Annotated in this window: 23 protein-coding genes and 2 pseudogenes; 16 read left to right on the forward strand and 9 right to left on the reverse strand. The window is 43.1% G+C overall.

Annotated elements, in window-relative coordinates:
* Positions 1–4: 4 nt before the first annotated feature.
* Genes ACRQ5D_RS02910 through ACRQ5D_RS02920 form a run of 3 tightly spaced genes read right to left on the reverse strand, consistent with a single transcriptional unit; the run spans position 5 to position 2,507 of the window.
* Positions 5–1,585: an FtsX-like permease family protein gene (locus tag ACRQ5D_RS02910; RefSeq protein WP_432328431.1), complete on the reverse strand. Its 1,581-nt coding sequence runs from the start codon at positions 1,583–1,585 to the stop codon at positions 5–7.
* Between the two features lie 56 nt (positions 1,586–1,641).
* Positions 1,642–2,268, reverse strand: a complete 627-nt coding sequence (locus ACRQ5D_RS02915) for an ABC transporter permease (RefSeq protein WP_432328432.1) — start codon at positions 2,266–2,268, stop codon at positions 1,642–1,644.
* The gene (locus tag ACRQ5D_RS02920) at positions 2,262–2,507 is read right to left on the reverse strand and encodes a hypothetical protein (protein WP_432328433.1); all 246 of its coding nucleotides are present in this window, start codon (positions 2,505–2,507) and stop codon (positions 2,262–2,264) included. Before ACRQ5D_RS02920 ends, ACRQ5D_RS02915 begins: the two co-directional genes overlap by 7 nt.
* Positions 2,508–3,345: 838 nt before the next feature.
* On the opposite strand from ACRQ5D_RS02920, the pseudogene hemC reads away from it, so the two are divergent.
* From hemC to hemJ, 8 genes and pseudogenes are all read left to right on the forward strand, one after another.
* Positions 3,346–4,919: pseudogene (hemC, locus tag ACRQ5D_RS02925) on the forward strand (hydroxymethylbilane synthase).
* Between the two features lie 93 nt (positions 4,920–5,012).
* Positions 5,013–5,984, forward strand: a complete 972-nt coding sequence (gene hemB / locus ACRQ5D_RS02930; RefSeq protein WP_091165545.1) for a porphobilinogen synthase — start codon at positions 5,013–5,015, stop codon at positions 5,982–5,984.
* Positions 5,985–6,226: 242 nt separating this feature from the next.
* Entirely contained in the window at positions 6,227–7,594 is a 1,368-nt protein-coding gene (hemL, locus tag ACRQ5D_RS02935; protein WP_091165543.1) for a glutamate-1-semialdehyde 2,1-aminomutase, read from the forward strand.
* A gap of 86 nt (positions 7,595–7,680) precedes the next feature.
* Positions 7,681–8,556 carry a sensor histidine kinase gene (locus ACRQ5D_RS02940; RefSeq protein WP_090529091.1) on the forward strand — a complete coding sequence of 292 codons (876 nt, stop codon included), beginning with the start codon at positions 7,681–7,683 and terminating at the stop codon, positions 8,554–8,556.
* Positions 8,541–9,277: pseudogene (locus tag ACRQ5D_RS02945) on the forward strand (response regulator transcription factor). Before ACRQ5D_RS02940 ends, ACRQ5D_RS02945 begins: the two are co-directional and overlap by 16 nt.
* Before the next feature lie 101 nt (positions 9,278–9,378).
* The gene (locus ACRQ5D_RS02950; RefSeq protein WP_432328434.1) at positions 9,379–9,807 is read left to right on the forward strand and encodes a hypothetical protein; all 429 of its coding nucleotides are present in this window, start codon (positions 9,379–9,381) and stop codon (positions 9,805–9,807) included.
* 213 nt (positions 9,808–10,020) lie between these two features.
* Entirely contained in the window at positions 10,021–11,046 is a 1,026-nt protein-coding gene (hemE, locus tag ACRQ5D_RS02955; RefSeq protein WP_091165534.1) for a uroporphyrinogen decarboxylase, read from the forward strand.
* A gap of 112 nt (positions 11,047–11,158) precedes the next feature.
* Positions 11,159–11,692, forward strand: coding sequence for a protoporphyrinogen oxidase HemJ (gene hemJ, locus ACRQ5D_RS02960; RefSeq protein ID WP_091165531.1), 534 nt, complete (start codon positions 11,159–11,161; stop codon positions 11,690–11,692).
* A gap of 3 nt (positions 11,693–11,695) precedes the next feature.
* Here hemJ and vapC read toward each other — a convergent pair whose 3' ends face one another.
* Entirely contained in the window at positions 11,696–12,100 is a 405-nt protein-coding gene (gene vapC, locus ACRQ5D_RS02965) for a type II toxin-antitoxin system VapC family toxin (RefSeq protein ID WP_091165528.1), read from the reverse strand.
* A complete protein-coding gene (locus ACRQ5D_RS02970; RefSeq protein WP_208102359.1) occupies positions 12,100–12,354 on the reverse strand; it encodes a type II toxin-antitoxin system VapB family antitoxin in 255 nt (84 codons plus the stop codon). The genes vapC and ACRQ5D_RS02970 overlap by 1 nt, the downstream gene beginning before the upstream one ends.
* Positions 12,355–12,434: 80 nt before the next feature.
* Here ACRQ5D_RS02970 and ACRQ5D_RS02975 point away from each other — a divergent pair, with 80 nt between their 5' ends.
* From ACRQ5D_RS02975 to ACRQ5D_RS02990, 4 genes are all read left to right on the forward strand, one after another.
* Positions 12,435–13,004: an RNA polymerase sigma factor gene (locus ACRQ5D_RS02975; RefSeq protein ID WP_091166936.1), complete on the forward strand. Its 570-nt coding sequence runs from the start codon at positions 12,435–12,437 to the stop codon at positions 13,002–13,004.
* Entirely contained in the window at positions 12,988–13,782 is a 795-nt protein-coding gene (locus ACRQ5D_RS02980; RefSeq protein WP_091165525.1) for a hypothetical protein, read from the forward strand. The genes ACRQ5D_RS02975 and ACRQ5D_RS02980 overlap by 17 nt, the downstream gene beginning before the upstream one ends.
* Before the next feature lie 32 nt (positions 13,783–13,814).
* Entirely contained in the window at positions 13,815–14,645 is an 831-nt protein-coding gene (locus ACRQ5D_RS02985) for an outer membrane beta-barrel protein (RefSeq protein WP_091165522.1), read from the forward strand.
* 329 nt (positions 14,646–14,974) lie between these two features.
* Positions 14,975–15,856, forward strand: coding sequence for an ABC transporter ATP-binding protein (locus ACRQ5D_RS02990; protein ID WP_431200937.1), 882 nt, complete (start codon positions 14,975–14,977; stop codon positions 15,854–15,856).
* A gap of 418 nt (positions 15,857–16,274) precedes the next feature.
* Here ACRQ5D_RS02990 and ACRQ5D_RS02995 read toward each other — a convergent pair whose 3' ends face one another.
* Positions 16,275–16,586, reverse strand: a complete 312-nt coding sequence (locus ACRQ5D_RS02995; RefSeq protein WP_139159988.1) for a hypothetical protein — start codon at positions 16,584–16,586, stop codon at positions 16,275–16,277.
* A 237-nt stretch (positions 16,587–16,823) separates the two neighbouring features.
* Between ACRQ5D_RS02995 and ACRQ5D_RS03000 the strand changes: the two genes are divergently transcribed.
* The 3 genes from ACRQ5D_RS03000 to ACRQ5D_RS03010 are packed head-to-tail and all read left to right on the forward strand — an operon-like array spanning position 16,824 to position 18,735.
* Entirely contained in the window at positions 16,824–17,141 is a 318-nt protein-coding gene (locus ACRQ5D_RS03000) for a hypothetical protein (RefSeq protein WP_432328435.1), read from the forward strand.
* A gap of 8 nt (positions 17,142–17,149) precedes the next feature.
* Positions 17,150–17,938 (forward strand): sensor histidine kinase, encoded by a 789-nt coding sequence (locus ACRQ5D_RS03005; protein ID WP_432329696.1) that lies wholly within the window; start codon positions 17,150–17,152, stop codon positions 17,936–17,938.
* Positions 17,935–18,735 carry a LytR/AlgR family response regulator transcription factor gene (locus ACRQ5D_RS03010; protein ID WP_432328436.1) on the forward strand — a complete coding sequence of 267 codons (801 nt, stop codon included), beginning with the start codon at positions 17,935–17,937 and terminating at the stop codon, positions 18,733–18,735. Before ACRQ5D_RS03005 ends, ACRQ5D_RS03010 begins: the two co-directional genes overlap by 4 nt.
* 128 nt (positions 18,736–18,863) lie before the next feature.
* Here ACRQ5D_RS03010 and ACRQ5D_RS03015 read toward each other — a convergent pair whose 3' ends face one another.
* The 3 genes from ACRQ5D_RS03015 to ACRQ5D_RS03025 form a co-directional block, all read right to left on the reverse strand.
* Positions 18,864–20,273, reverse strand: a complete 1,410-nt coding sequence (locus tag ACRQ5D_RS03015) for an ATP-dependent DNA helicase (protein WP_091165506.1) — start codon at positions 20,271–20,273, stop codon at positions 18,864–18,866.
* A gap of 12 nt (positions 20,274–20,285) precedes the next feature.
* Positions 20,286–20,603: a hypothetical protein gene (locus ACRQ5D_RS03020; RefSeq protein WP_091165504.1), complete on the reverse strand. Its 318-nt coding sequence runs from the start codon at positions 20,601–20,603 to the stop codon at positions 20,286–20,288.
* 179 nt (positions 20,604–20,782) lie between these two features.
* A complete protein-coding gene (locus tag ACRQ5D_RS03025) occupies positions 20,783–21,625 on the reverse strand; it encodes an oxidoreductase (protein WP_091165501.1) in 843 nt (280 codons plus the stop codon).
* A gap of 250 nt (positions 21,626–21,875) precedes the next feature.
* On the opposite strand from ACRQ5D_RS03025, the gene ACRQ5D_RS03030 reads away from it, so the two are divergent.
* Entirely contained in the window at positions 21,876–23,009 is a 1,134-nt protein-coding gene (locus tag ACRQ5D_RS03030; protein ID WP_431200938.1) for an IPT/TIG domain-containing protein, read from the forward strand.
* Positions 23,010–23,143: the final 134 nt, after the last annotated feature.

The raw sequence follows: 23,143 nt of genomic DNA on the forward strand, positions 1-23,143 counted from the left end.
GTTATTATTCACTTCTCAAACTATCCGCAGGATTTGCCCTGGCAGCTTTCAATGTGTGATAGCTTACCGATGCAAGCGCTGTAATAACTGATATTACTGCCCCGGTAACAAACAGCAGCCAATCGGGCTTAATGCGATATGCGAAATTTTGCAGCCAGCTGTTAGACAGGTACCAGGCCAACGGGGTTGCTATTACAAATGCGGCGGCGGCAAGGTACATGGTACTGCGGTTAAGCTGCAAAAACAGACTGCTTACCGACGCGCCCAGCACTTTACGGATGCCTATCTCTTTGGTACGGTTAATAGTAGTAAGTCCCGACAAGCCGAATAAACCAAGGCAGGCCAATAATATGGCTATGATGCATGATGTGGTGATTGTGGTCATCCATTGTAAATAAGCGTTGTAGCTTCTGGCAATCTGTTCATCCATAAAACTGTAATTTAAAGGCAGGTTGTTGGTTAGTATATTCCATTCGGCTTTCAGTTTTTCCATAGCCGGCGGAATGCTCTGGTGGGCTTTGATCCTGAACCAGAAATAACCGATATGGTCACGATTTACGGTGTGATAGCCTGGTTGTATTGCCTGAGTAAGGTCTCGGTTATGGTAGTCTTTACAAACACCGATAATTATCCCGCCAATAGTTGGGTTATACACGTTAAGGGCCGGTTTACCGAGCAATTTGTACAGGGTTTGATTAACGATGGTATTATGTCTTAATTTAGTACCCTGAGGTTTTTTCTGATCATCCGTTAACTGGAACGAGGCGCTGTCTGTCGCAATATCCCGCGAAAAGTCGCGGCCAAGTAAAATCGGTATCTTGTTAAATTTAAAATATTCAAAATCAGCATCCAGGTAATCAATTGGTACTTTTTCACCATTAATGGTATGTGTATTTCTACTAACCCCGCCAAATGAAAATGACGTACTTGTAATACCCGCTATAAAGGGCTGCGTATCTGCCCAATGATAAAGTTCGCGTTGTAATGCGGCAGAAATTTGTTTATCACCTCCCCAATAGGGATTTTCTACCACTACCACCTGGTCCTTATCAAAACCCATTTCGGTTTGGCTAACAAAATGCATTTGCTTATTGATAATGAGCGATGATATTACCAGCAACACACAAACACCAAACTGTACCACAATAAGGCTTTTTGATAGTACGGGGCTTATCCGATAAGCCGAAAACCCGCGCATAATATTTAGTGGCTTTAACCCAGACATGGCGTAAGCCGGGTAAATACCCGCCAGGAAACCGAGTACCAAAGTCAAAACCGTTATCAACACCAACATATCAATAACCCTAAAACTACTGAATGACATAGTAGCCCCTGTTAAATGGTTAAAGAATGGCATTATGATAATGGCCAACAAAAAGCCAACTGCTACAGATATAAATGCAAGCACCTGTGTTTGTGTATAATACTGAAATATAATTTGCAAACGGCCTGCGCCTATCGTTTTGCGTACACCCACATCCTGCGAGCGGGAAACTGCGTTGGTTAGCGTTAACAGCACATAATTAAAGCAGGCTATTACCAAAATGAGCACAGCGAGGCTGCTTAACTGGTAAATATTTTTCAAGTTAGTGTAATGATCCCAAGCCCCGCTAATATTGTAATGCGCATCGGCCAAGGGCCTTAAACGGATATAGGTATCAGAAACTTTATTAGCCGGGGCTTTTGATGCTTCGGTTTGGGGATTAAAGTATTTTTTCGAAAACTCATCCAGCTTATGTTGAAAGCGGCCTGCATCAGTTCCTTTTTTAATTTGATAACCAATATTTCGTTATATGAGTTAAGGCCTGCACCCATTTTGTCTTTATAGCCTGCCATTGATGTGATAGGCATCACCATATCAAACTGCATGCTTGAGTTAGCCGGAAAATTTTTCATTAAGCCCACAATGCTTACCGGCACCGGGTTCGATTCGCCGGGGACCATTACTGTTTTGCCAACAGGATCGGCATTACCGAAATATTTTTTTGCCAAACGTTCGCTGATCACAGCCTCGTTATGGCCCGATAGCACAGTTTCCGGATTGCCTTGCAACAAGGGAAAATTAAAAACCTTGAAAAAATCGGCATCTACAAAAGTAAGTGTATTCCCGTCCTCTTGAAAATTCTGATTGCCTACTTTAATAACTGGTTTGTAATAACCATCAAACCTCACGGCGCTTTCCACTTCGGGAAAATTTCGTTTCAGATCGGGCCCTAAAATTGGAGGGGTAACTATGGTATTTTCCTCGTCTTCTTTCTTTGTTAACATCGAAAAAAACCTTTGCTTTTCTTATCTTCTGCTACCGGCTGATTTAAACCAGTTTCTTCAACCCGGTACAACTGATCCGCATCGTTATGAAATTTATCAAATGATTGTTCGTTTTTTAAATGCAGATAAACCAGGATGCAAAAAGCGCTTGCTGTACCGAGCCCAATAATATTAATAGCTGTGTAAAGCTTGTTGCGAAAAATATTCCTTAAAGCGAGTACGAGGTTGATCTTTAGCATAAGTGTTTAAGTTTAGTGTTAATGATAATCAGAACCGGTTTTTAGCATAGGTAAAAGTCATCCTTACCGATACTCCGGCTATTTTACCAAAATTATACCATCAACATAATTAACTGTATATCAAATAGTAATATTATTTAAAAACGTAAACATTGTCCGTTTACGGACAGTAATTGTGCGGAAGCAGACGGATCGCGTTTAAATTTTATTTGCAATTCCTTTCCTGATCAAGATGAATCGGCTGACGAAGCTACGCTTCGTGATATTCAGATAGGAAGGTATAAAGCTAAGCATCCCTGCCTAACAAATGGTGGCAGGGCTTTGTCACCATCCAATTCAAACATTCGCACCGGTTTAAAAAACTCCCAAAAAAACGATAAAAATCAATTCAAAAATCAGCTCCTATATTCAGCAGCCATGAAACACCAAACAAACACGCCTTAAAATTTTAAACACTGATTATCAGCAAGTTATCAATGTTCTATATAAAAACCTAAACTACTGACTATCAATCAATAATGCCATTAACCCGTTTCATCGTTTCACTCTTAAAAAATGGAACATGGCTATTTTTAAAGAAAATAGACGGCGGACTTTTTCATTTTTTTTGGGGAATCAAAAAATTGGGACACCCGCTTTGTTACAAAGTTACATCCGCGGCCGCAAGGCTGTGCCTTGTGGTAAATATGCTAAGTATGAGATATGCAAGGCAAATTTGTTCAGCCATCAAAACCCACACATTACAGTCATTTTGTTGCAATTAACAATAATTCATTAAGTTGTTGTACCTTATCATCGGCATAAAAAATTAAATTTGCAGCCGCAAACATTCATTCTTTTGGACAGAAAACTGATTATAGGAACCCGTGGCAGTGAATTGGCTTTATGGCAGGCCAATTTCGTTAAAGACAGCCTTGCTGCCATTAATATCACCGCCGAGTTAAAGATCATTAAAACCCAGGGCGACCGCATCCTGAACCTCAGCTTTGACAAGTTGGAGGGTAAAGGCTTTTTTACCAAAGAATTAGAAGAAGAGTTAATAGCCGGCACTATTGATATCGCGGTCCACTCACATAAGGACCTGCCTACTGAAAATCCTCCGGGACTCATCATCGCTGCAGTTTCAGAACGGGAAGACCCGGCTGAACTGTTGTTGATCCTGAAAGATTGTGTCGATGTGCATCAAAAATTGTCTGTTAAATACGGTGCTATTGTGGGCACTTCGTCAAACCGCCGCAAAGCGCAATTGCTGGCCCACCGCCCCGATCTTGAAATTGAAGAACTTCGCGGTAACGTGCCCACCCGTATTGGTAAGCTGCGCGATGAAAAATATGATGCCATTATGCTGGCTAAAGCCGGCGTTACCCGTTTAGGCCTCGACCTGAGCGAGTTTCATGTAGAAGAGATCACCCCGGTTGAACTGATCCCGGCTCCTGCTCAAGGCGCTTTGGCTATCCAGATCCGTGAAACCGATCATGAGCTGTTTAATGCACTACAGGCATTACACCATACTGATGTAGCCGAAGAGCTGGCTGTTGAACGTACCGTATTGAAATTATTTGGCGGTGGTTGCCACTTGCCTTTAGGCTGTTACTGCCGCAAAGAAGATGGTCTTTTCCAGGTGTTTACTTCTAAAGCCAACGAAGGCGATGAATTTCCGGACAGGTTGTTTTTAGAAGCGCCAACTACCGAAGGTTTGGCTGAGAAGGTAGTAGCCAAATTTGCAAAAGAACGTAAGCATCCATCAAGTGTATTCATTTCGCGCGAGCTTGGCGAACAAAGCTATTTCCGCAAAGCGCTTGAAAAACATGGCATTGCAATAGAAGACCGTTCGCTCATCCGTACGGTGCCGGTAATCACCCGCTTTGACTCATACATATTAAAAAATATTGACTGGGTATTCTTCTCCAGCAAAAACGCTGTTGAATACTTTTTCCAGTTAAACCCACAATTCCCTAAAAGGTAAAATTTGGGGTAATGGGCAGCGGCAGCGAAGAAATGCTGCGCCGCAAAGGTCACTTTACCGACTATGTTGGCGAAGGTACCGATACTGCCGAAGTAGCTGAAGAATTTGCCAAGCTGGCTAACGGTAAGATTGTGCTATTCCCCGGAGCCGAAAGCCCGATGAGGAGTATTCAGCAAGGCTTATCTGCCGATACCAAGATCATCGACCTGCCCGTATATGAAACCGTACTGGAAGAAGATGTGGAAGCCAGCGGTGCAGATGTGATGGTGTTTACCAGTCCATCGAACGTGGAAGCCTACTTTGCCGATAATTTGCTCGACCCTTACCAAAAGGTAGTGGCCATAGGCAAATCAACCGGCAAAAAATTTGACGAAATGGGTGTAAAATACACGCTCCCCTACTCGCCCGACGAAGTTGGGCTGGCAGAGGCAGTGTTTGGACTTTAATTGAAGTCCATGGTCGATGGTCGATAGTCCATAGACTTTAAAAGCATATTATTTTGACCATGGACTATCGACCATGGTCTATGGACCAAAGTTATGTTACAACGACCAAGAAGGAACCGCAAAAATGAAGTGATCCGCCAGATGGTGCAGGAAACGCATGTTAGCGCTGCTAACCTGATTTTCCCGCTGTTTATTATTGATGGCGTAAACCAGAAAAGCGAAGTGGCATCAATGCCGGGCATTTTCCGCTATTCTATCGATAACCTGCTGCGCGAAATTGAAAGCTGCCTTAAACTGGGCTTAAACTCTTTCGACCTGTTCCCTAATATTGCCGAGGAGTTGAAGGACAAATTTGCTACGGAAAGCTACCGCGACAAGAGTTTGTATCTGCGTGCTATCCGCGAGGTAAAGAAAAACTTCCCTGAAGCCTGTGTAATTACCGACGTTGCTATGGATCCATACAGTAGCGACGGCCACGACGGCATTGTGGAAAACGGCGAGATCCTGAACGACGAAACGCTTGACATTTTAGGCAAAATGGCTTTGGCTCATGCACAGTCAGGCGCCGATATCATTGCCCCTTCGGATATGATGGACGGTCGCGTGGGTTACATCCGCAATGTATTGGACGATAATGGTTTTACCAATGTGTCTATCATGTCGTACTCGGCTAAATACGCCAGCGCTTTTTATGGCCCGTTCAGAGATGCCTTGAATTCGGCACCAAAGTTTGGTGATAAAAAAACCTACCAGATGAACCCGGCCAATCAACGCGAAGCTTTGATAGAGGCTGAACTGGATGAACTGGAAGGTGCTGACTTTTTAATGGTAAAACCGGCCCTACCCTACCTTGACGTTATTAAACTGATAAAAGATAATACCGAATTGCCTGTTGCAGCCTACAACGTAAGCGGCGAATATGCCATGATCAAAGCTGCTATACAACGCGGCTGGCTAAACGAGCAGCGTGCCATTACCGAGGTACTTACCAGTATCCGCCGTGCCGGTGCAACTGCTATTTTAACCTACCATGCCAAAGAGGTTTTGGAGAATAAGTGGTTGTAGGTAGAGGCGAAAGGAAAAAGGTTAAAGGCGAAAGGTTAGAAGCCAAGCAGTATCACCGCCGTCATGCCGAATTTATTTCGATTTGCTTAGCATGATTGCTTAGCGGATGTGGTGCTGAAACAAGTTCAGCATGACATCAATTATAATTACGACTTGGGTAGATGCCAAGTAAAAGGCTCAGGCCTTCAATAATTTGATAAAACAGCTTTAAGCCTTTGGCTTTCAGCTTTAAGCTCATAACAATGTTCGATTCAATAAAAAAGATGTTTTCTGCAGAGGATGAACCGGTAAATACTACGGGCAAGCCCGATATCAGTCGTGAAAAATCGGCCGAGTTGTATGCTAAGGCGCAAACGTATTTCCCGGGTGGGGTTAACTCACCGGTAAGGGCTTTCAAATCTGTTTATGGCACGCCGCTGTTTATTCAAAAAGGTGATGGGAGTCATATCTGGGATGCCGACGGTAACGAATTTATCGATTACTGCTGCTCATGGGGGCCACTGATCCTTGGCCACAACAATGCAAAAGTAAGGGAAAAAGTTATCGAGGTAATGCAAAACGGCATGAGCTTCGGCGCCCCTACCGCATTAGAGAATGAGCTAGCCGAGCTGATCCTGAAAAACAATAAGTTTATTGAAAAGATCCGTTTTGTAAGCTCTGGTACTGAGGCTGTAATGTCGGCAATCAGGTTGGCCAGGGGATATACCAAACGCGATAAGATCCTGAAATTTGAAGGCTGCTATCATGGCCATGCCGATGCTTTACTGGTGAAAGCCGGTTCGGGCCTGGTTACCTTCGGCGAAACTTCATCAGCCGGTGTACCTAAATCTGTTGCCGACGAAACTATCGTTGTAGCACTTAATGATAAAGAAGCATTAGCTAAAGCTTTTGAAGAATTTAAAGGCCAGATTGCCGCTGTAATCATTGAGCCGGTGCCGGCAAATAACGGTTTGCTGTTGCAGGAAAAAGAATACCTGCAATACCTGCGCGACATCTGTACGCAAAACGGCACCATGCTGATATTTGATGAGGTGATCTCCGGTTTCCGCGTTGGCTTTGAAGGCGCTGCCGGTTATTACCAAATCAAACCAGATATCATCACTTACGGTAAAATTATCGGTGGCGGTATGCCGGTTGGCGCTTATGGTTCGTCGGCAGCTATTATGAGCAATATCTCGCCAGAGGGTTCGGTTTACCAGGCGGGTACCTTATCAGGCAACCCGGTTGCCATGGGTGCCGGTATTGCCCAATTAAGTGAACTGCTGCGCACAGGCTTTTACCGCGACCTTAACAATAAAACAGAAGAGTTCGTAGAAGCCATTCAGCGTTTTGCTACCGCCCGCAATTACAAGTTTAAGGTGTTTGGCATTGGCTCCATATTTTGGTTTGCTTTTACAGATAAAGAGTATATTCGTAAAGCCGAAGATATTGATGTATCAAGCATGGAAAAATTCAAAAAGTTCCACCGCGAATTGTTGAACAGGGGCATTTATTTAGGCCCGTCGGGGTATGAGGTTGGCTTTATATCATCAGCCCATACCAAAACAGACCTGGAGAAAACAAAACGTGCTATATTTGATAGTTTGGATTTAGTATTTAACGGTAAATAACCCCACCCAACCCTCCCCAAAGGGGAGGACTAAAAAAATAAAGTCTTGAAGTCTCCTCCTTTGGAGGAGATTTAGAGGAGGTTGATATGAAAAAGTCATTTGTTATTTTTTACGCGCTCATCACCTACGCCGTTGCCGAACTGGTATGGTGGGGCTATATGCTGGTTACGCTGCAACCGCGCCGTACCGGTATGATCCTGGGCGAAGGGGCCATGTTTGTGGCCGTATTTTTAATTGGCGCCATTAACCTGCACCGTTCTTTCAATAAAGAACGGAGGTTACAGGAGCAGAAAAAGAACTTCCTGCTTTCGGTTACGCATGAGCTGAAGTCACCGCTGGCATCTATTAAAATCCTGCTGCAAACTATCCAGAAACGCCATCTAACCAAAGAACAACTGCTTGATTTTATTGAAAAATCATTGAACGATGTTGAGCGTTTGGATGACATGGTTGAGAATATGCTGCTTGCATCTAAGATCGAAAACCGCTCATACAGTTTCCCTAAGGCCAGCTTTAACCTTTCGGTTTTGGTTGATAGCATTGTTAACCGCCTGCAGATCTCCAAATGCGATTGCAACCAGCAGATCATAGAGGCCGAGATTGAGCCTAAGGTGGAGATTGTGGGCGATAAATTTGCCCTTACATCAGTAGTAACCAATTTGATAGAAAACGCTGTAAAATATTCGAGCCCCTGCTCATCCGTTGGGGTAAAGCTGTTTTCGAAAGATGATAAAGTTTACTTGCAGGTATCTGATCATGGTATCGGCATAGCCGACGAGGAGAAAACCCGCATTTTTGACCGTTTTTACCGCGTAGGCAGTGAAGAAACCCGTAACACCAAAGGCACCGGACTGGGTCTTTATATTGTTAAGGAGGTGTTGGATAAACACCAGGCCAGCATCAGGGTTAAAGATAACCGCCCTGCTGGTAGTATTTTTGAAGTTACATTTGGACTAACCTAAATTTAAGACATGAATATGCCAAACAAAAAAGAATTTTATTGGCCGAAGACGAAGAGCATTTGTTAGAAGCAATTAAGCTTAACCTTGAGCTGGAAGGTTACAAGGTTTCTCCGGCCAAAAACGGCAAAAAAGCTTTACAGCTATTTAAAGAGGAACGCTTTAACCTGGTGATATTGGACGTAATGATGCCCGAAATTGACGGCTTTGTTGTTGCCGAAACCATCAGGCTTGAAAATACAGAAGTACCTATCATGTTCCTTACGGCTAAAAACACCAATGAGGACAAGATCTCGGGCTTAAAAAAGGCGCTGATGATTATCTTACCAAACCGTTTAACCTCGAGGAGCTTATTTTAAGGGTGAACAACCTGGTGAAACGCAGCCTGAAAGGTGAAGACCTGAAAGAGTTTAACAGCTATAAAATAGGTGATAAAACCATCCATTTTAACTCATTTGAGCTGGTTAACGAAGATGGCTCCATTACCGCCCTTACCAAAAAGGAAACCATGCTGCTTAAATTGTTGATTGAGCGTCGTAATGACGCCGTATCGCGCGAGCAGATCCTGGAAACCGTTTGGAATTATGACGTTTATCCGTCAACCCGTACTATCGACAATTTTATCCTAACCTTCCGTAAGTACTTTGAACCAGATCCTAAAAACCCGGTTTATTTCCATTCCATTCGTGGCGTTGGGTATAAATTTACCGATAACCAGCATTAATGTTCAGTAACAGGACACGTATATTTATTGCGTTTATATTTCTGCTGTCGTTAGGTATATTGGTATATTTTCATATTTATGAGCTTGCGGCAGTTGCAGCTATGATGATTATCCTACTTATCTGGGATTATTTCAGACAGGGTACGTTGGTTGTAGCATCCAAACATTTTCATGTAAAGGATTATGATAAAACCGCGGCTTCATTAAACGAGATCATGAAACCCGAATGGCTCAGCAAAAACCGCAGGGGGTATTATGAGTTTATATACGGCGGTTTATGCCTGCAAAGGCAGGATTTTGAAGGGGCAGAAATGCACTATGAAATAGCGGCACAATACCCTTTGCGTTCGGTTAATGACCACGTAGCCGCTTTGGTTAGTGTAGCCAATATCAGCATCAGGCGTGGTAATTTTGAAAAAGCGAAAGCTTACCTGCAGTTAACCGAGCAGTATAAAGAAAAAGTAACAGCCAAAATGAGGGAAGTGATAAGCCGCCTTCAGCAGGAGCTTCAGAAAGAATCAAGACAGTAAGGAACAAGAATCAAGACTATAAGAGTCGAGATACAAGAAATAAGATAAAGAGACGGGAGGAAAGAGGAAAGAGTAAGGAGGCAAAACGAAAAGAGCTATCAGGCGAGAAGATAAGAAAAAAGAGAACGGTTCTCTTCTTGATTCTTTTTTCTTGCATCTTGACTCTTGGTTTCTTGCATCTTGACTCTTGATTTCTTGCTTCTAACATAAAATATGAGAGATTCGTTATTAATAAAAGCGGCATTTTCGGAGCAAACAGAACGCCCACCAGTTTGGATGATGAGGCAGGCAGGCCGCTTTATGAAAGAGTATTGGGACATTAAAAACAAATACTCGTTCCTTGAAATGTGCAAAACACCGGAGATAGCCGCCGATGTTACCATGCTACCGGTTGATCTGTTAGGAATTGACGGTGCGATTTTGTTTTCAGATATCCTGGTAACGGGTGAAGCCATGGGCGGCGACCTAAGTTTCAACGCAGGTGTTGGTCCGCTGTTTGCCAACCCTGTACGTACACAAGCCGATATCGATAACCTGCAAACTGATGTTATTGATAAGCTGCAATATGTTGCAGATGCTATTAAGGTGATTCAACAGCGCCTTGGCGGCCGTATTCCGCTTATCGGTTTTGCCGGTGCGCCATTTACCGTAATGAGCTACCTTGTTGAAGGCGGATCTTCAAAAGATTTTAAACGCACCAAACTGATGCTGCACAATGAGCCCGAAATGGCCCATCAACTGTTATCAAAAATTGCCACTGTCACAGCAGATTATCTGAACATGCAGATTGCTGCGGGCGTAAATGCTGTACAGATCTTTGACAGTTGGGCGCAAGCTTTGGCATGGGATGATTATAAAGAATTTAGTCACCGTTATATTGCGGAGATCATCAGCAAACTAAACCGTAAAGATATCCCGGTGATTTCTTTCTGTAAAGGCAGCTCGGTTTTTGCACCGCTAATGGCAGAGGCTAAGCCAGATGTAATTTCTATCGATTGGAATGTCGATCTGTTAGATATCAAAAAACGTTTACCGGCAGGTATTGCGGTACAGGGTAACCTTGATCCGCATATCCTTTATGCCGATAAAAAAGTAATTAAAGAACGCATCTACCGCCTGTTCGACCGAATGAAAGGCGAAAACGGCTTCATTTTTAACCTGGGTCACGGCATTATGCCTGATATCCCGTTTGACAACGTGAAGTACGCGGTAGAAGTGATAAAAGAATACAGAAATTAAGAATAAAGCCAACATGTCATTGCGAGCGATAACGTGGCAATCCCGAACTATGCAAGTCGCTCTGTAAAGTTCGCGATTGCTTCGTTCCTCGCAATGACATGTATTAATTGACATGTACGATTACATAAAAGCTATACATATCATTTTTGTGGTCTGCTGGATGGCGGGGTTATTTTATAGCGTACGTTTATTTATTTATCATACCGAAGCCCAGGATAAGCCCGAGCCGGATCGTACTATATTGTCTAAACAATTCGAAATCATTGAACGCAAGTTATGGAATATCATAACTATCCCCTCAATGTACCTTACTATAGCAGCTGGCACAACGATGCTTATCCTCAAGCCAATTTGGCTTCAATTTGGATGGATGCATATCAAACTGACCTTTGTTGTGGCTTTAGTGATCTATCATTTCATCTGCCAAAATAAAATAAAACAGATGCGTAACGGCGTATTCAAATGGACATCCATTCAGCTCCGCTTGTGGAATGAAGTTGCTACCATTTTTCTGTTCGCCATTGTTTTCCTTGTGGTGCTTAAGAGCGCTTTGAATTGGATCTTTGGTGTTGTTGGCCTGGTATCGTTGGCTGTAATACTGATGATAGCGGTTAAGATTTATAAAAGATATAGGGAGAAGAAGTAACTCTTAAGTGAAGTTCATTACTTTTAAAGATGAATGTGCTGCGATGAAATAAAAATCCCTATCGTCATTTAAAAGGATTACTTTATTTTTTATAGCGTAAACAGCAATGAGACAATCGTTTGGTTTACGTACAGTAATGCCTCTTTTTCTTAAATCACGGTATAAGCTTGCGGCTTCAGTAGCGGCTACATAAGGATCTCCTTTTAGTTTAGTCATACTATCAAAATAAGATTTAATCTTCTTTACTTCGGCTTCTGAGACTACACCTTGTAAAATCTCTTGCATTATTGTAGGACAAGTTGCCACTACCATATTTGCCAAATTATTCCTTAAAAATTTACTTGAATCTGTTTCAATTCCTTTGAAAAAATTGACCCATACGGATGTATCTACCAAAATAATATCCATTATTCAAAAGCCTTATCATCGAGTTCAACCTTCCCCCATAATTCAGCAAGCTTCTTTTGATTTTCAATTGTAACATATAACTTCAAAGCTTCTTCAATTACTGCTTTCTTTGTTTTTATATTACCCAATTTCTGAGCTTTAGCGATTAGCTCATCATTAATATCTACATTCGTTCTCATACACATAAATTTTAATAAATATACACAAAAACCATCAAATAAAATATCTATTCTTACATTCTCTTTATACCTCATTCTTGCGTTAAAACTAATTACCAAAATATTTCCATCACCATGCAACCATTTGCATCACTCTTCCATCTTACTTATAAATGATGTTTTTGGAACCTAAATATACCATTCACCAACTGATAGACCGCTGCCGGGCCGGCGAGCGGAAGGCGCAGGAACTGCTTTACAAACAGTTTGCCTCAAAAATGCTGGGGGTGTGTATGCGCTATGCCACCGACCGCATGGAGGCCGAAGATATGTTGCAGAATGGCTTTATAAGGGTTTTCCACAAAATGGATGATTACCGGGGCGATGGTTCATTTGAGGGCTGGGTTAGGCGCATCATGGTTCACAGTTCAATTGAATACTATCGCAAACATCATAAAATGATGCAGATAATTGATATTGACGAGGCAGGGCATGAGCCATCGGTTAATCCAATAGCAGCGGCCAACCTGGATGCAAAGGTGCTGATGGGCATGATACAGCAGCTGGCACCAGGATACCGGATAGTATTTAACCTTTACGCGCTGGAAGGCTATTCGCACAAAGAGATAGCGGAGATTGTAGGCATTACCGAGGGTGCCTCTAAATCACAGCTGTCAAGGGCTCGTACAATATTGAAAGAACAAATTGCTAAAATAGAGGGCAAAAGTTATGGATATGCAGGATAAGGAACTGGACAGGCTGTTTCAACAAAAGCTTGATGACCTGGAAATACAACCGTCGGCCCATGTATGGCAGGGCATCAACGCCGAATTAAACGCCGGCAGGCGTAAAGGAATATTATTGCCTTTGCTAAGCGCAGCAGCAGGTGTTATATTAGTGATCACCGCAGGTATCCTGTTTATCCCTAAACAAAGAGTTAAACATAATGACCATCCAACAGAAATAGTTAAAACCCATCAACCGGTAAAACAATCCGTTGCAGTTACAGTTGAGCCTGTGGTACCTCCAACCCCGGCGCAAAACAAAGTACCCGCAAATCCGGTTATAGCACCTGTTAATACTATAGCGCAACTTAATAAAACCAAAATAAAAAGCAATTTGACACCATCTGTATCACAGCCGGTAAATCCTATCCCCTCACCTGTAACCGCCCATACAGATGAACCATTATTAGCAAATGCCCCTGCCGCAGATTATCCTGTTGTTAACGCCGCAGCCCCGGATACAGCAGCCAGGATCAGCCCGAAATCAACCATCATTGCCAGCGACAACACACAGCCGATATTGATAGCCCAGGTACCGCCGCATGCCGTTCCTGCTACAGCAAAATCTGTAAAAAGGCACCGCATCCGCAGCCTTGGCGATGTTTTTAACGTTGTGATAGCCGCTGTTGATAAACGTAAAGACAAAGTAATTGAATTCAGTAATACCGATGAAGACGATGCCACTATTACAGGCCTGAACCTGGGCTTTATTAAAGTAAAAAAAGAGAAAGACAAATAATATCTTAGCGAACTATAGACATACCACAACATATGAAACGCCTTATTTTTACCATCACAATATGCCTTGCCGCAAGCTTTGGTTTTGCTCAAAGCACACCTGCCGATTCTGCACAAAACACCACCGATACCACTACACATAAAAAGCATGTTAAAGTAAAACTTGGCTTTGGCGATGACGTAACCCAGGTTAACATTAATAATGATGAGCCTGATACCACCTATCACGCACACAAAGCGCCGGGCTTTTCATTCGGGGTAACCTTTTCGAGGATCGACCTTGGTTTTGCTACGCTGATTGACAACGGGAGCTTTACTTTATCCGACAAAAACAAATTTTTAAGCTACCGCCAGTGGAAAACAAGCAACTTTGGCTTTGACGTACTGCAATTTGGTTATCGCTTTAACAGTGCTTTCAAAATCTATGTATCCGGCGGTTTCGACTGGACCCATATCCGCTTACGTAATGATATCACCATACAGCGTAACGCGCCGGTGCTCACCTACGTTCAGGACAGTATCCACTTCAGCAAAAACCGTTTTTCATCAACCTACCTTCGCATACCGCTATCGTTCTATTACCGCAGCCATGAAGATGACCGGGGGAATTATTTCAGGTTAGTTGCCGGTCCGGAGATTGGCATCTTGCTTAACGGCCGCGTAAAACAAATCAGTGAGGAAAATGGCAAGCAAAAATTTAACGACGACTATCATTTTGCCAAACTGCGCAAAGGCGTGTTTGTACGCATGGGATACGGCATCATGGGTCTTTATGCCAAGTATTACTTCAACGATATGTTTGAAAACAGCCCGGATCAAAAAGGCTTGAGAAACTTCTCGTTTGGATTGACTTTTGGCTTCTGACCGCTGATTTAAGGTGATTGCGTTGATTTCGCTGATTATTTTTGGTTGTGAATGATTAAAATGATTTGATAATCTTCAGCAAGCTCCCATCTCGAAAACGATCGGTGTAATCAATAAAATAGGTGTAATCATAAAAGCAATCAATGTAATCCCAGAAAAGAAATCAACGTAATCAACGTAATCATAACCATCAACGGTTTATCTTTGCCCCTGATGTCAGAGATTCCTTTTTTGCAGGCAGTTGCCATAAGTAAAATATACCCGGGAAAACAGCAGGCCGGTGTAAAAAAACCGGGCTCATTATTGAGCCGGGCAAAATCACCGCCATTATTGGCGAAAGTGGCAGCGGTAAAAGCACTTTACTACGCTTGTTATATGGATTGCTCTCACCCGATGAAGGCACCGTTTACTTTAAAGGTGAACGCATTTGGGGCCCTGAAGAAAAGCTGATCCCCGGTCATGATGCCATGAAAATGGTAACCCAGCATACCGATGATCTTAACCTGTTTGCCAAAGTTTGGGATAACGTGGCTGCTATGCTGCCGGCAACAGATCTCAAAGCCAAACAGGAGAAAACTGAAAGGGTGCTTAAACAGCTCAACATGTTTGCCATGGCCGATAAGCGGGTGGCCGACCTGAGCGGCGGCGAAAAGCAACGCGTAGCCATTGCAAGGGCCATCATTACCCATCCTCAGGTACTACTGCTCGATGAGCCTTTTAACCAGGTTGACACTTCATTCAGAGAAGGTTTACAGCATGATATCAGGCAGATAGTTAAAGAAATTGGATTAACTGTGATCATGGTATCCCATGACCCGGCCGAAGTACTATCGATGGCAGATGAGCTCATTGTTATAAACAAAGGAGAAATTGTTGAGCATGGCAATCCCAAGGCTCTATACAAACATCCCAAATCTCTTTATACGGCCCAATTGCTCACCAATTGCAACGTACTAACCGCTCATGAAGCCCGTTTTTGCGGCATTGACATAACCAAAGAATATGCGGTTGTTTATCCTGAGCAAATCAAAATTAAATTGATAGCGGCAACCAAAAGCTGGGTTGTTAAGCAGGTGTTGTTTAAAGGTTTTTATGAGGATCTGATCATTAGGCATGAAGATATTACCCTACGGGTTTTGAGCGAGGAAACCGGAAAGTATGCCGAGGGAGATTTGGTAGCGGTAAGGGTAGAGAAGTATTTGGAGTATTAATCCTACGATTAGGCTTACAAGGCAAGCAAGATATTTAGTTGTAGTTAACTGATATCGGCCCGCTCATTCGCCGCGGGTTGGCTTTGTTCTTTTTCTTGATAAAAAGAACCAAAAATCAAGTCAGCAGATAGGCTTCTTTGCGCTCAAGGCCTTTGCCCTGCAAACCGGGCATAACCACGGGCTGCAATTATTTTGCCCTGCTTCGCTCGCTCGTTGTCCCCGTTTCTGCAAAAACTTGCTATGCCCCTACAGCAGCACAGGCCGGCATTGTTCTGCCCGGTTTCGCCCGAAGCTTACCTGCTGACGGGGAACTGAAGACACAAGACGGTTAGATTTAAGAAAAAAGGATTCAAAAAATAAACCGGAGCCATACCTCGCGCTGGCTACCGGTTTTTTAAACGTATATTTAAAAAAGGTCTTAATGCCTTAAATCAAGGCTCAGCATTACCAGGTTTTTACTTTCAACATAGGCGGTGCGCTCGTTCAACCTGTCAAGGACCTGGTCAAGCGCCAGGCGGGTCTTTTTCTTTTTAATGTTGAGCTTACTATAAACTGTTTCTTCGTATATCAGCTTATTGTTATCGTTATAAAACTTAATGGTTTGCACGCGGGGCAAATTAATATTGTGTTCAACTACCCAAAAACCGCGTACGTTTGTTATTTTATTTTGAGCCTGCACCGCAGCTGCTGCAAATGCCAGGATACAAACTGTGATAATTAACTTTTTCATGGTGTTATTTTTAATATAAACTAAAATTAAGGACCCATAAAATGGCATGAAAATAGCGTAGGCACACAACCCGCCAGTTACGATTAACCGCATTTTAATACGACAAATAAAGATCCGACCTGAAAAATGCACCGAAGCAGCCTTACTCCAGGTAGTCTCGTCATCAAATGATTGCAGTTTGTCGCACTTTTATCCTAAAAGCCGCCCAATTAAACTGTTTTACAGTAAATTAGCTATATGAATACCGGTTTCGATCTCCTGCTCAATAATATAAAGCTGCCGCGCTTTTGGCAGCACGTGATATTTTGGGTATTTGTATCGTTTTTTATCACGACGCTTTATTCGTTCCAGACCAATTTTTGGGTATCCTTACGCAATAACCTTTTGTACATGCCCATACAAATTGCGTATTACTATGCCATTGCCTACTGGCTGGTGCCCAAATACGTTTTTGAAAAGCGATATGTGATGTTTTTCATGATGCTGGTACCGCTTGTTTTTGCATGTATGTTTATCAGCCGTACCATCGGAATCCTTTTGTTGCGCCCTACCTGATCAGGGTGATGCACGTAACAGATGCCGGTTATATTGCCTCCACCCAAAGTCCGTTTTTTGAGCAGTTAACAGATGGGCAAAGCCTGGTAAATTCATTTAAAGGGACTAACCTGTTTACTGGGTTTGTACTTGCTATTAAACTTTTTAAAATGTGGTATGAGCGCAAGCAGGCAGCATTAGAAGCCGAACTCAACGCGTTGAAAGCCCAGGTACATCCGCATTTTTTATTTAATACCCTTAATAACCTTTATTCATTAAGCCTCAACAACTCGCCAAAATCGCCGCAGGCTATTATTGGCCTGTCGGACCTGCTGCGCTATATGCTTTATGAATGCTCAGATAACGAAGTGCTTTTGGAGAAGGAAGTATTTATGATGCAGCAATATGTAAAGCTCGAAAAACTTCGCTATGAAGACCGCATCGACATTAACTTTACCATTACCGGTAATTTGAAAGATAAAACTATAGCCCCGCTGCTCATTTTACCTTTTATCGAAAATGCCTTTAAACATGGCACCAGCGAGCAGGTGGGCGCTACCTGGATCAATATTGATATTAGTGTTACACTAAACCACTTCAAGTTAAAAGTAGCCAACGGCAAACCCGAACGCTCTGTTGAAGAAGCCCATACGCCGGGACATATCGGGCTAAAGAACGTGACCAAAAGGCTCAACCTGCTGTATCCTCATACCTCACGGCTGAAGATCGTGAACGAAGAAGATACTTTTTTTGTGGCGCTTGACCTCGACCTGAAAATCATAAAACACGCTGCTGTACAACAAATGGTCACCGCATGAAAATCCGCACACTTATAGTAGACGATGAGCCGCATGCCATTGAGGTATTGAAAAACTATCTTGCGCGCTTCAGCGAGATGGAGGTCACCACTACCTGCAATGATGGTATTGAAGCATTTCGCCTCTTGCAACAAAAACCTATCGATTTGATGTTCCTGGATATTCAGATGCCGGGAATAAAAGGTACCGACCTGCTGAAAAGCCTCAAGAACCCGCCTAAAGTAATTTTCACCACCGCCTACAGCGAATACGCCCTTGATGGTTTTGAGCTCAATGCGGTTGACTACCTGTTAAAGCCAATTTCTTTTGAGCGCTTTTTGCGGGCTGTTGATAAGATCTATCAGCTTAACGAGCACAAAGGCAAACCTATGATTGCCCATGAAGAACCTGTAAGTGATACGCATACCTTCATCTATTTAAAAGTAGACCGTAAAACCATCAAGGTTAACATCAATGATATTTTATGGATAGAAAGCCTGCGCGACTATGTTAAGGTAGTAGCTGTAAATAACCATGTGCACATTACCCGGCAAAAGATCAGCCTGCTTGAAGAAATGCTGCCCGAGAGCAGGTTTGTACGGATCCACCGGTCGTTTATAGTTTCGTTGAACAAAATAGATTCTTTCTATGCCTACAGCATGGATGTAGCCGGGCATGAGTTACCTATCGGCCGTAATTATAAACAGGATGTGCAGAAGAAGTTGAAGAATGAGCGGTTGCAGATGGGGGATAAAAACCTTAGAAGGTTACAAATGTTCGCTTTTTTCAGCTCGCGCTCGTTTGTAACGAGTGCGTAACCTGGGTTTGCGTTTATAACGCAAAGGCGATGCAATCGCCAAGCCACATTAAGCGTTCGTTGCAAACGAGCGCAAGATTAAATCGCACCAATCCCATGCTTTTTCTTATTCCTTTTTAACAGCTATTCCTACGCAACCCACCAATCATTTACCAAATTCAATTCATCTTTTGCGCGGGTAACGGCGGTGTACCACCATTTGCAAAGTTCGTAGTATGGCGAACCATACATGCTCTTATCCAAAAACAGGTAAACATTGTTCCACTCGCCTCCTTGGGCTTTATGACAGGTTACAGCATAACCGTACGAAACTTTAAGACAGTTGAGATAAGGGTCTTCGCGCATCGCCTCCCTATACTGTTCACTTTTTTGATGGAAGCCTTTTGCCTTCATCTGGTCATTAAAATCGATAATGAGCGCTTTGGATTGATCGTTAGTGAGATTTCCCTTTAAACTTTCAAGCGTATCTAAAGAAATCAGCATCTTAAACTCCTTCCCCGAAGCCAGCGCGGTAACCAACACTTTTTGAAATTTCAGCCCGAGCTTTTGTTCGGTTTCTTCAAGTTCATTCACAATTACAAAATCGCCGTTGGTGAGCGGTACCGAATAATTATTTTGTGTTACCAGCAGCACATCGCCCACCTGCAGGGGCACGTATCCCGAACCAAAAAGTTCGCGGCGCATGTCCCGGTTTATCATTTGAACTTTTTTATTACTGCGTGCTATGGCCAAACAACTATTGGGGCCTGCGGCCTTATAATTAGCTGCATAAAGGTTAAACATTATATCATCTGTAGCGTGAAGCTTTACGTTATTAAGGTTTGATGCCGGAATCTTCGGAAATTTGATGCGCTCCCGGCTTTCGCTCATGGTGCGGATAGCCGCCGCCAAAACCAAAATATCATTATCATCTTTATTGCGCTCTATTTTTGAGAGCTTAACCGATACCGGGAAACGTTGCTGTTTGGCCAGCCAGTCGGTATCAAGCGCCGGACTAAAGCTTTGCCCTACGGGTGGCAACTGGCAGGGATCGCCCACAAAAATAATCTTGCTTTTATTAGCCACCTGAAAAAAATCATAAAGCAGGATCCCCGAACCAAAAACGGCAAAGCCATTGCCCTCGGTAAGCGTGCCCGAAAGCATCGAAGCTTCATCAACAATATAAATGGTGGTTTCGGCGTCTGCAGAACGGGTTGTAAACTGCATGGTCATTTGTCCGGCCATGCCCGATGCTGAGCTTTCGGCCAATGTTTCCTCGTCAAGACCGTCTATCTTATCAAAATTATATAACTCGCCATGAACTGTTGAAGCGGAGAACCCCGTTTTGCCTCTTAAAACAGTAGCCGCCCTTCCCGTAGCTGCCAGCATACAAAACTTCCTTTCCTTTTCTTTAAGCCATTGAGCAATGTGCTGCATCAAAAAGGTTTTACCGGTACCTGCGTAACCCTTCAGTACAAAAACATCTGCTGCAGGATGGTCAAGAAACTTCTGAATTGCCTTGAAAGCAGCTTTTTGATCTGTATTTAAAGTAACCGGCACAGAGACTATTCTTTAATTAACAGGCACAAAACCGGCAAACAAATCACCGGCTTCCTTCAACGTATTTAGTGGAACGTAATCACAAACTTCAGCATATTCTCCCCACATTTGCTGCACTGCTTTATTATGATGGGCATTTGCAATAGCCTCCGCACTCAGCCATTCAAAAACTTCAATGATGGTGCCATCGGCAGCTTCCATGATGATTGATTCACGGTCGGTTACCAGCCCCTCCTGTTTGAGGCGGGGTACATGTGTTTTCAAGAGTTGCTTCAATGCCTCCTGTTTGCCCGGTTTGGGTTTATAGGCAACAATTACAATCTGTCCCATAGGCTTCCGTTTATTGTGGATGCAATTTACGAAAACGAAGAAGATTTTTAAATAGTGATGTCATTTCGACTACAGGGAGAAATCTTATACGCCGGTTTAGCGAACTTGCATGTCCGCCATAACAGGTGTACAGGATTTCTCCTCGTACCTCGTCGAAATGACATTTCCTTTGACTGCGATTACTCCCCCTCCGGAAAATCGGCGCCTACGGTAGTCGCCTCCCAGGTATCAAAATCCTTTTGTAACTCCTGCAGCTTATTGCGCGCCCCTTTCAATGCTGCTTTACCTAATAATAAACGCAAGGGCGGGTTTTCTGCTTCTACAGCGTCAACAATAGCTTTGGCAGCACGTTCCGGATCTCCCGGCTGCTTGCCGCTGTAGCCGCGGATATTATTTTTGTTTGTACCTGCTGTTTCTTTATAGTCGTCAATAACGATCTTACTGTTATTAGCCGAACGGCCGGCCCAGTCGGTACGGAAACCACTCGGTGCAATCACCGTAACTTTAATACCAAGATGTTTGGTTTCTTTAGATAGCGCTTCGGAATAACCGTCGACAGCAAATTTGGTTGCATTATAGAAACCTACTGCGGGAAAAGCCACTAATCCGCCTATAGAGGCGATATTAACCACATGGCCGCTTTTCTGCGCACGCATAATTGGCAAAACAGCTTTGGTCATGTTGGCAAGACCGAAGAAGTTAATCTCGAACATACGCCTTACTTCCTCCTCTTCACTCTCCTCGATAGCGCCAAAATAGCCGATGCCTGCATTGTTAACCAATACGTCAACAGTGCCGAATTTTTGTGTTATAGTATCAACACCCGCTTTGATATCATCCGCTTTTGTGACATCAAGCTTCAGAGCTATTGCTGTTTCAGGATAACCGTCAACGATATCTTTTATGTCATCTGTATTGCGCGCTGCAACACCGGCTCTATAACCTAATTGCAAAACAAGCTTTGCCAATTCCCTGCCAAAACCGGTTGAGCAACCAGTTATCAACCATACTTTATTTTTCATGATAGTTTGTGTTTGATATTGTAAAATAACGGTGTAGTATTCAATTGTTTGTCAGTTGAACTTCATTGTTGCATAAGCTGGCAATTATTAGTTATTTTTGTGTCAAATTAATAAAAATGCTACACCTGAACCCTAAATTAATTCTCTCAATTGCTTTTCTATTTAGTACATGTATTTTGGCTTCGTGTTCTAAAAGCGGCGGAGATCCCACCCCCCTAAAACAGATCCCCCTGCGTTAACAGTAAGTTCCATCAATGTAAATGAAGGCCCGTTTAATACCCTTGTCGAAATTACGGGTACCGGCTTCAGCACAACCTTAACTGATGACAAGGTGTTTTTTAACGATAAAGAGGGTATTGTAAAAACGGCGACAGCAACTAAACTTACCGCAACTGTACCTGTAGGAGCAGGAAGCGGAATTATAAAAGTTACTGTAAATGGCAAAACCATCGTAGGCCCCTCTTTTACCTATTTGTTAACACCGGTAACAACTACAATTGCAGGCAGCGGTACAGCGGGAGCAAATGATGCAGATGGTGCCTTGGCAAGTTTTAATGGACCAATTGGCATAGTGATTGACAATGATGGCAATTTATATGTTGCCGATTCAAAAAACAATAAGATCAGGAAAATAAGCACCACCGGAACGGTAAGCACTTTTGCAGGAAGCGGTACTGCGGGGCTGGTAAACGGCATTGGTGCAATAGCTTGCTTTAATCACCCGGATGCATTAACCATAGATAATGCCGGGAACATTTATGTTGCCGATGAATTAAACCACGTAATACGAAAAATTACTCCTACAGCCTCGGTAAGTACTTTTGCCGGCAGCGGTGCTTATGGCCTTACAAATGGCTCGCTTACATTGGCTGCTTTTAAAAACCCCACAGGGATCAGTATAGACGGCTTGGGCAATTTTTATGTTGCCGACCCGCAAAATAATGTGATCAGGAAAATTGATAATACCGGTATGGTAAGCACTTTTGCCGGAAACTCGATATCAGCACTAACAGATGGTACTGGAACAGCGGCAAGTTTCAATTTGCCGGTAAGTGTGGCTACAGATAAAAACGGGAATGTTTTTGTTGCCGACCTGTTAAATCAACGCATCCGGAAAATAACTCCCGCTGCTGTAGTTACAACGGTTGCAATAACCGGTGTACGTAACACCACTTTTGACGGTATTGACGCGATAAGTTTAGACGCCGCGGGTAATTTATACGTTAGCGCAAACTCCTCGTTGATAAAAGTTAACAAGGATAACGTTACTAACTTAGTGGCCGGCGGCTTGGCTGATGCCGAAGGCCATGTAGTTGATAAAAGCGGCAATATTTTTATAGCCGATACAAGGAATAATAAAATCCTGAAGATATCATTGCAATAAACAAGTTTTGTATTGCAGCCTTTAAGCTTCTATAAGGTTTCGTAAAGTCTGGAATTAAAGATAATCAAACGAAAACCGGCGATGAACTAACGCTCATCGCCGGTTTTTTTGTTTCCCCTTTTAGGGGGAGATCC

The organism is Mucilaginibacter sp. P25 (assembly GCF_050859465.1).
GTDB lineage: Bacteria > Bacteroidota > Bacteroidia > Sphingobacteriales > Sphingobacteriaceae > Mucilaginibacter > Mucilaginibacter gossypii.

What these genes read in the sequence shown, in the direction of transcription:
- ACRQ5D_RS02920 (WP_432328433.1), bottom strand. Translation starts at nt 2,507, where the DNA reads ATGCTAAAGATCAACCTCGTACTCGCTTTAAGGAATATTTTTCGCAAC.
- ACRQ5D_RS02980 (WP_091165525.1), top strand. Translation starts at nt 12,988, where the DNA reads ATGGATATGCAGGATAAGGAACTGGACAGGCTGTTTCAACAAAAGCTT.
- ACRQ5D_RS03010 (WP_432328436.1), top strand. Translation starts at nt 17,935, where the DNA reads ATGAAAATCCGCACACTTATAGTAGACGATGAGCCGCATGCCATTGAG.
- ACRQ5D_RS03025 (WP_091165501.1), bottom strand. Translation starts at nt 21,625, where the DNA reads ATGAAAAATAAAGTATGGTTGATAACTGGTTGCTCAACCGGTTTTGGC.
- ACRQ5D_RS02915 (WP_432328432.1), bottom strand. Translation starts at nt 2,268, where the DNA reads ATGTTAACAAAGAAAGAAGACGAGGAAAATACCATAGTTACCCCTCCA.
- hemE (WP_091165534.1), top strand. Translation starts at nt 10,021, where the DNA reads ATGAGAGATTCGTTATTAATAAAAGCGGCATTTTCGGAGCAAACAGAA.
- ACRQ5D_RS02940 (WP_090529091.1), top strand. Translation starts at nt 7,681, where the DNA reads ATGAAAAAGTCATTTGTTATTTTTTACGCGCTCATCACCTACGCCGTT.
- ACRQ5D_RS02950 (WP_432328434.1), top strand. Translation starts at nt 9,379, where the DNA reads ATGATGATTATCCTACTTATCTGGGATTATTTCAGACAGGGTACGTTG.
- ACRQ5D_RS03000 (WP_432328435.1), top strand. Translation starts at nt 16,824, where the DNA reads ATGAATACCGGTTTCGATCTCCTGCTCAATAATATAAAGCTGCCGCGC.
- ACRQ5D_RS02985 (WP_091165522.1), top strand. Translation starts at nt 13,815, where the DNA reads ATGAAACGCCTTATTTTTACCATCACAATATGCCTTGCCGCAAGCTTT.
- hemJ (WP_091165531.1), top strand. Translation starts at nt 11,159, where the DNA reads ATGTACGATTACATAAAAGCTATACATATCATTTTTGTGGTCTGCTGG.
- vapC (WP_091165528.1), bottom strand. Translation starts at nt 12,100, where the DNA reads ATGGATATTATTTTGGTAGATACATCCGTATGGGTCAATTTTTTCAAA.
- hemL (WP_091165543.1), top strand. Translation starts at nt 6,227, where the DNA reads ATGTTCGATTCAATAAAAAAGATGTTTTCTGCAGAGGATGAACCGGTA.
- hemB (WP_091165545.1), top strand. Translation starts at nt 5,013, where the DNA reads ATGTTACAACGACCAAGAAGGAACCGCAAAAATGAAGTGATCCGCCAG.
- ACRQ5D_RS02970 (WP_208102359.1), bottom strand. Translation starts at nt 12,354, where the DNA reads ATGAGGTATAAAGAGAATGTAAGAATAGATATTTTATTTGATGGTTTT.
- ACRQ5D_RS02975 (WP_091166936.1), top strand. Translation starts at nt 12,435, where the DNA reads ATGTTTTTGGAACCTAAATATACCATTCACCAACTGATAGACCGCTGC.
- ACRQ5D_RS03005 (WP_432329696.1), top strand. Translation starts at nt 17,150, where the DNA reads ATGCACGTAACAGATGCCGGTTATATTGCCTCCACCCAAAGTCCGTTT.
- ACRQ5D_RS02995 (WP_139159988.1), bottom strand. Translation starts at nt 16,586, where the DNA reads ATGAAAAAGTTAATTATCACAGTTTGTATCCTGGCATTTGCAGCAGCT.
- ACRQ5D_RS03020 (WP_091165504.1), bottom strand. Translation starts at nt 20,603, where the DNA reads ATGGGACAGATTGTAATTGTTGCCTATAAACCCAAACCGGGCAAACAG.